The 5,727-nt window shown below is 67.0% G+C and carries 5 protein-coding genes; 4 read left to right on the top strand and 1 reads right to left on the bottom strand.

The window, feature by feature from the left end:
- Positions 1-859 (bottom strand): PhzF family phenazine biosynthesis protein (locus JMF90_RS21305; RefSeq protein ID WP_201325401.1); only part of this gene is annotated, 859 nt, incomplete at its 3' end.
- 208 nt (positions 860-1,067) lie between these two features.
- Between JMF90_RS21305 and JMF90_RS21310 the strand changes: the two genes are divergently transcribed.
- The 4 genes from JMF90_RS21310 to JMF90_RS21325 form a co-directional block, all read left to right on the top strand.
- Entirely contained in the window at positions 1,068-1,922 is an 855-nt protein-coding gene (locus JMF90_RS21310) for an AraC family transcriptional regulator (protein ID WP_077179763.1), read from the top strand.
- A gap of 371 nt (positions 1,923-2,293) precedes the next feature.
- The gene (locus JMF90_RS21315) at positions 2,294-3,763 is read left to right on the top strand and encodes a benzaldehyde dehydrogenase (protein WP_201317296.1); all 1,470 of its coding nucleotides are present in this window, start codon (positions 2,294-2,296) and stop codon (positions 3,761-3,763) included.
- Positions 3,764-3,777: 14 nt separating this feature from the next.
- Positions 3,778-4,905, top strand: a complete 1,128-nt coding sequence (locus JMF90_RS21320) for an NAD(P)-dependent alcohol dehydrogenase (RefSeq protein ID WP_201325402.1) — start codon at positions 3,778-3,780, stop codon at positions 4,903-4,905.
- A 165-nt stretch (positions 4,906-5,070) separates the two neighbouring features.
- The coding region (locus JMF90_RS21325) for a GAF domain-containing protein (protein ID WP_374104247.1) at positions 5,071-5,727 on the top strand (657 nt) is incomplete at its 3' end.

The raw sequence follows: 5,727 nt of genomic DNA on the forward strand, positions 1-5,727 counted from the left end.
TCAGACTAACCGGGCCACTGAGCCAGCAACCGCTGCTTTCATCGGCCGGATCGCGAAAGTTCACCGTGATCGCGGACGGACGTCCCATCGCCACACCCTGACGCACGACGATGCCGCGTCCCGCTCCGGTGACGAGCCCATAGCGATGCGCGCCGTACAGGAGCGCTGCCGCTGCGATGCCGGTCGCCGCGTCTTCCGGATAGCCGGACGCGCGCGGGAATTGCCGTGCGTCGAACACGTGCGGTGCATCGGCATCCAGCGAAAACGGATACAGACCGGTCGACGACAGCGCGTCGCATAGGGCTTCGATCACGTCGAGTTTCGGCGTGATCGCATTCAGCCGTGAGGTCGTGCGGACCGGCACCAGCGTTTTGGTGCGGCTCGTCGTTGCGTTGACGATGCCGAGCGGCAACAGATCGCCCGCATCGAGGTTCAATGCATCGAGTGTCCTGGCAATGAGCGCCGCGTCGACAACCGGCTCGACGCGTCCCGCCGGCTGACTGACTTCGATCCGCGCGTCGGACGCGTCGTACCGCGCGTCGACGCTGCCGCTCAGCGTTTCAATCAGCGCCGTGTTCGTGCGCCATGCGCCTGTGCGACGCAGCAGCCACAATGCGCCCAGCGTCGCGTGTCCGCACATCTCCATCTCGTGGTTGGGCACAAAAAAGCGGAAGCGGAAATCATGGTGCGGATCGACGGCGCGCATCACAAACCCGCTTTCCAGACCATACGCGCGGGCCACCTCTTTCATTTGCGCGTCGGACCAGCCGTTCGCGTCGAGCACAACCGGGGCCGGATTGCCGCCCTCGTCGGTGGTGGAAAATACCCGTACAAGCCGCACACGTTGTACGATGCTCATGCGCTTGCTCCCTAATTAACTCCGCCTATCGGTGTGCCGCCTTTTGTGAAGCCGGCGGGAAGGCTAGTCCGCCGTCCCTCGCAGCATGCACGGCCTGCGTTTTTTATTCGCTTCCATTTGGGCCGGAACATGCTCACTATCGGGCCATGGCGATTGGCGTCAGCGCGTTGCCCATTCCTTATAAAGTCCCAAGTCGCAGGTTCCCGCCATGTTTTATCAGACGTCCAAATCGCACATTCCCGCCGACCGCGTGGCTGCGACCCGTCGCATCACGATGGCCGATTACGTGACGTCGTGGCACGAGCACGAAGAGTTCATGTTCCTGCTGCCGAGTCAAGGCACGCTGACGCTGACTTCGGAGTGTTCAAAGCATTCGCAACGCATCGGCGCCGGCGTGCTTGCGATGGTTCCTGCCGGGATTTTTCACGACACGGCGAGCAATCCCGGAGAGCACTGCCATACGGCCGTCTATGCGGAGCGCGACTTCGTTTCGTTTTGTGCGCGCAAATCCAATGTCCGGATCGCCGGGGGCGATGCACCGCGCTACTGCGTGCCGCCGCCTGCTCTGCTTGGGGCACTGCGTTTGCAAACACAGTTCGACGCGGGCGACGAAACGGAGGAAGCACACGATATGGCGCGGTATCAGAACGATCTGGTCGATCGGCTGATTGCGTCGGCGTGCGTGGCGGCGGTGCTCGGCGCCGCACCGAGCGATGCCAATCCGAAGGTTTCGCGCGGGCAACTGGTCAGTGAAATCAAGGCGTACCTTGACGTCATGCTGGCTGAGCGGATCGATATCGAGACAATCGCTTCGGAATTCGCCATATCGCGACGTCATCTCACCCGGATCTTCCGCGAGGAGACCGGCGAAAGCCTCACCGATTATCAGCTCCGGCAACGGGTCATGCGCGCGCGTTCGCTCTTGAATGTTCCCGGCACGACCGTGCTGTCGGCAGCCCTGAGCGTAGGGATCGAATCGCCGTCCTACCTGGCAAGGCTATTTACCAAGTTCGGTCTGCCTGCGCCCCGCGATCTGAAGGCATCCCGTGCTCGATGCAACTGACGCCTCTTCACTTCCGACTTCTGTCGCCCCCGTTGAACTCGAACCACTCGGCCGGTAAATCCTGGCGTACCCGACCGCTCGCGATAAGCTTGCTGCCGGCGGTTGGACGCGGCGGCTCCAGACGGTGACGGTGAACGGCCGATGCCGCACCGGCAATATCTGCCACGTCATCACGCGGCGTGCGGCAAAAGTCCACACGGCAACTGTTCAATTTCCGCACACCGAATCGTATTCACCCGCCAATCCATGCGGGCGCGACGGATGGGAAAAAACCCGGATACCCCCGTTTCACCGCCGTCCCCTACCCTCGCGCGCATGCCGATCGACGCTCACGCAACGATCCGGCCGATCCGAAATCCCCAGGAGCGCACATGGATAGCAATACCCCCGCACTGTTCGACACCGACATCTGGCGCGGCAAGATCTTCACCGGCCGCTGGCACGCGAGCCCACAGGCGGCCGACGTGATCGAGCCGGCGACCGGCAACACGCTCGGCCGCATCGGTCTTGCCGACAGCTCGGCCATCGCCGAAGCATCAGCTACCGCGCACCGCGCCCAGCCCGCCTGGTTCGCCCTGCCCTACGACGACCGCGCAGCCGTCCTGCGCCGCGCCGCAGCCGTCGCCGAAACGCACGCCGACGCGATCGTCGACTGGCTCGTGCGCGAAAGCGGCTCGACGCGCGCGAAGGCGGCATTCGAAACGTCCGTCACGATCAAGGCGCTGCACGAAGCGGCCGGGCTGCCATCACGCGCGGCCGGCGAAGTGCTGCCGTCGGCGGCCGGCCGGCTGTCGCTCGCGCGCCGCCGCCCGCGCGGCGTGGTCGGCGTGATCTCGCCGTTCAATTTCCCGCTGTACCTCGCGATACGCGCGGTGGCACCCGCGCTCGCGCTCGGCAACGCGGTCGTGCTGAAGCCCGATCCGCGCACCGCCGTGTGCGGCGGCGTCGCGATCGCCCGCGTGTTCGAGCTCGCCGGCCTGCCCGAAGGCGTGTTGCACGTGCTGCCCGGCGACGGCGCGGCCGGCGCGGCGCTGGTCGCCGATCCGCACGTCGCGATGATCCAGTTCACCGGCTCCACCGCGGCCGGGCGCAAGGTCGGCGAAGCCGCCGGCCGCCACCTGAAGAAGGTATCGCTCGAACTCGGCGGCAAGAACTCGCTGATCGTGCTCGACGATGCCGACCTCGACCGCGCGGTCGCCAACACTGCATGGGGTGCGTATCTGCATCAAGGCCAGATCTGCATGGCGACCGGCCGCGTGCTCGTACAGCGCGCGATTCACGACCGCTTCGTCGCGAAGCTCGTCGAGAAGGCGCGCAGCCTGCGCTTCGGCGACCCGGCCACCGGTGACGTCGGCCTCGGCCCGCTGATCAACGCCGCGCAACGCGACCATGCGGCGAGCGTGGTCGATGCGGCCCGCCGCGCGGGCGCACGCGTCGAGACGGGCGGCGGCCATCGCGGCCTGTTCTTCGAGCCGACCGTGCTGAGTGGCGTCGCGCCGGGCAATCCGGCGTTCGACGAGGAGATTTTCGGGCCGGTCGCGATCGTCGTGCCGTTCGATACCGACGAAGACGCGATCGCGCTCGCGAACCGGACCGAATACGGGCTGTCGATGGCGATCCTGTCCGCCGACGTCGGCCGCGCACTGCGGATCGGCGAGCGCCTGAACACGGGGCTGCTGCACATCAACGACCAGACGGTCAACGACGAAGTGATCAACCCGTTCGGCGGCGTCGGCGCATCGGGCAATGGCTCGAGCATCGGCGGTGCGGCAAACTGGGAGGAATTCACGCAGTGGCAGTGGCTGACGATCAAGGGCGAAGCGCCGCCGTATCCGATTTGACGAGGAGACCGACCATGTACACCGAACACGACACACGCGCCGTCACCGCGGCCGTCGCGCGCGCCGCCGGCGCGCCCTTCTCGATCGAAGCGGCCCGCATCCGCGCGCCGCGCGGCGACGAGGTGCTGGTGCGCGTCGTCGCGACCGGCTTGTGCCATACCGACCTGATCGTGCGCGACCAGTACTATCCGGTGCCGCTGCCGGCCGTGCTCGGTCACGAAGGCGCCGGCGTGGTCGAGGCGGTCGGCCCGAACGTGAAGACACTTGCCGCGGGCGACCACGTCGTGCTGACCTACGGCGCGTGCGGCCACTGCACGTCGTGCGTCGGCGGTCACGGCGCGTATTGCCGGCAGTTCTTCGCGCTGAACTTCGGCGGCGCCGACGCGGACGGGCAGACCGCGCTTCGTGACACATCCGGCCAGCCGCTGCACGATCATTTCTTCGCGCAGTCGTCGTTCGCGAGCTATGCGCTCGCCCGCGAGAACAACGCGATCAAGGTGCCGAAGGAAGCGCCGCTCGAACTGCTCGGCCCGCTCGGCTGCGGAATCCAGACCGGTGCGGGCGCCGTCATCAATTCGCTCGCGGTACGCACCGGCAGCAGTTTCGCGAGCTTCGGCGCGGGCGCGGTCGGGATGAGCGCGGTGATGGCCGCGCGCATCGCCGGCGCAACGACGATCATCGCGGTCGACATCGTGCCGTCGCGGCTCGCGCTGGCGCTGGAGCTCGGCGCGACGCACGCGCTCAACAGCCGGGAGGTCGACGTGGTCGACGCGATCCGGGAGATCACCAGCGGGGGCGTCGACTTCGCACTCGAATCGACCGGGCTGCCGGCCGTGCTGTCGCAAGGGATCGACGCGCTCGGCTCGCGCGGCACGATGGGCGTGGTCGGCGCGCCGAAGCTCGGCACCAAGGCCGAATTCGACGTGAACAGCCTGCTGCTCGGCGGCCACACGATCCGCGGCATCGTCGAAGGCGACAGCGTGCCGCAGACGTTCATTCCGCAGCTCGTGCAGCTGTATCTGCAAGGGCGGTTTCCGTTCGACCGGCTGGTGAAGTTCTATCCGCTCGACCAGATCAACCAGGCGACAGAGGACAGCAGCAACGGCAGCACGCTCAAACCGATCCTGCGTTTGCCGCATTGAACGCAACAGGCGCCGCCGGCCGCACGCCGACGCACATCGCCCGCACACGGCGGCGCCCCTTCCCGGGAAAATACCCGCCTTCAGGCGCCGGGCTATATTACGCATTCGCGCGACACGCCAGGCCGACACGCCTGGCCCGGACCTCGACTTCAAATGGAGCGCAGCGTGAACACGGCCCCTGAATCCCTTTCACGGCCGGTCGACCTCGACCGGCTCCGCGCCCGCTTCGCCGCGGGCGAGCCGCTGCCGGAAACGGCGTTGCCGGCCAGCGTCGCGCGTTCGTGGCTGCGTTCGCGCGACGCCGGGCTGCGGCCCTGGCAAACCGCCCGCTATGAAATGCAGCGCGAACCGGACGAATCGCGCGCGGACCGGCGGCTCACCCGCTGCGTCGCGCAGGAGATCGAGCCGCTGTGGGCCGCATTCGGCGGCAGCGAATGGACGATCATGTGCGTCAATCCGCACGGCACGATCGTCCATGCGCGCCGCAGCCCGCAATGCGACGACGCGCTGCTGACGCCGATCGTCGCCGGGCGCCGGATCGTCGAACCGAACATCGGCACGACCGCGCCGAGCTGCGTAATTCACGACGGCGCCGAAACCGTCGTCGCGGGCGCGCAGCACTATCTCGACGAGTTGTCGCGGGTGTTCTGTCTTGCGGTGCCGCTCGTGGGCTTCGACGGCGAAGTGATCGGCGCGCTCGATATCACCGGCGTCGGCCGGCGTAATATCGCGCAGTTGCGCGAGTCATTCCGGCACGCATCGCTGTCCGCCGAACAGCGGCTCTATGCGATGCTGCGCGACTGCCATCTGCTGCAGGTGCAA

This window comes from Burkholderia sp. E168m23 (assembly GCF_016586125.1).
GTDB lineage: Bacteria > Pseudomonadota > Gammaproteobacteria > Burkholderiales > Burkholderiaceae > Burkholderia > Burkholderia orbicola.

Excerpts from the sequence above, each read along its gene's own strand:
- JMF90_RS21310 (WP_077179763.1), top strand. The coding sequence starts at position 1,068 with ATGTTTTATCAGACGTCCAAATCGCACATTCCCGCCGACCGCGTGGCT.
- JMF90_RS21315 (WP_201317296.1), top strand. The coding sequence starts at position 2,294 with ATGGATAGCAATACCCCCGCACTGTTCGACACCGACATCTGGCGCGGC.
- JMF90_RS21320 (WP_201325402.1), top strand. The coding sequence starts at position 3,778 with ATGTACACCGAACACGACACACGCGCCGTCACCGCGGCCGTCGCGCGC.